The organism is Kingella pumchi (genome assembly GCF_022288825.1).
GTDB lineage: Bacteria > Pseudomonadota > Gammaproteobacteria > Burkholderiales > Neisseriaceae > Kingella_D > Kingella_D pumchi.
This window is the reverse complement of the sequence record NZ_JAKOOW010000033.1, coordinates 117,628-119,076: the sequence shown is the minus strand read 5'-3', so window position 1 is coordinate 119,076 and position 1,449 is coordinate 117,628. Positions and strand designations below refer to the sequence as shown.

The window sequence follows — 1,449 nt, the reverse complement described above, 5'->3', positions numbered from 1 at the left end:
GTACCTGCTCTTTGGGGTATTGGGCAAGGTCGGCGCACATGGTTTTGCGGGCGGTAATGCTCAGCTCGGTGCCGGTGATTTCGCAGCAGACGGTCAGGGCGTCAAACACGGCGCTGCTGATGGTTTTGGTCTGGTTTTCCATGCCGGTCTCCTAGTCGGTGAATGTCCAGCCGTCAGCCTGCATGGCCTGCTTGGCGGCTTGGTGGCTGTTGAAGTTGGCAGCGGTTTTGTCGGCCTGGCGGGCGGCGGTGCCGGTCATCTGCTCGCCGCGAAGCCAGTCGGTGCGGATTTGCTGGGCGCTTTGCAGCAGCAGGCCGAAGTCGTGGCGACGCTGGACGAAAAATCCGTTGTTGTGCCGCAGGTAGTAGGCGGCGAGCTGCGGGGCATCGTCTGCGCCGACCAGGCGGACAAACTGGGCAATCTGGCCGTTGAGCTTGGCATTGCGCAGCGGTTCGACGCCGTAGCGGCCAACGTAGGCTTGGCAGTAGGCCTGCCATACGGCGCGGTTGGCGGCGCTTTGGTCTGCACGGCTTTCAGGCTGCCTTGCCTGCACAGCAGGCAGGATTTCGGGAGCAGGGTCTTCAGGCAGCCTGTTTGCAGACGGGGTTTCAAAATCCGATTCGGCAAAATCCGAACGGGGCGCGGCTTCGCTTGCGAAGTCGCAAACGGCGTCGGCAGCGGTTTCGTGGTGGGCGCAACTCAGTTCTTGGTTATCTTTTTTCAGTTCTTGGTAAGTAGTTTCAGTATTTATTAATACGTTGCTTTTTTCGCAGTTTGCGGTTTGAGCAGTTTGCGGTTTTGGCAGATTGCTTTTTTCGCAGTTTGCGGTTTGAGCAGTTTGCGGCGTGTCGTAAACGTAGTAGTCCGTCTTGCCGCTTTGGCGTTTTTTGCAAATAACGTAACCGGCATCCATCAATTCCTTAAGCATCTCCCGAATCCCGCGCTCTTTTGTGTGCTTGCGCGTGCCTTCGGTTTCCTTTTCCAAAGCCTTCACAATCACGTTCCAGTCATCTGGTTTGGATAACAAGGTGCACAGCAGGCCGCGTGAATCAAACGCCAGTCCGCCGGTTTTAAAAATGCCGTTATCGACTATCGTGAAATTTTTCTGCTGCTTGGCGCGGATGATGCTCATGCTTTAACTCCCATCGAATAGCGCACATAGCGCTTGCCGTTGTTGGTTTCCCACGCGCGGGCGATGACTGCGCCGCGCATTTCCAAATCGGTGATGCGGGCGGCAAGCTGGGTGATTTTGAAACGCTTGTACGCTTCAAAGCTGGTTATCGTGCCGCCTTTTTTGAAATGGGCGAGCAGGCGGGCGCATTGGCTGGCTGTGGTGGGTTTCATGGCTAGGCTTCTTTCAGTTCAGGCCAGATTTCCGCCCAGTCATCAGGGCGCAAATCTTGACGGCGCACTTTGCCGTCGGTTGCGGTTTCAATGCGGACGCACCAG

Annotated in this window: 2 protein-coding genes; both read right to left on the bottom strand. The window is 56.6% G+C overall.

Going from position 1 to position 1,449, the window contains the following annotated elements; translation table 11 throughout:
• Positions 1-151: 151 nt before the first annotated feature.
• On the bottom strand, positions 152-1,132 hold the full coding sequence (locus tag MB824_RS09445) for a hypothetical protein (protein WP_238748252.1): 981 nt from the start codon (positions 1,130-1,132) through the stop codon (positions 152-154).
• Complete coding sequence (locus tag MB824_RS09440; protein ID WP_238748251.1) at positions 1,129-1,344, bottom strand: helix-turn-helix domain-containing protein; 216 nt, start codon at positions 1,342-1,344, stop codon at positions 1,129-1,131. The genes MB824_RS09445 and MB824_RS09440 overlap by 4 nt, the downstream gene beginning before the upstream one ends.
• Positions 1,345-1,449: the final 105 nt, after the last annotated feature.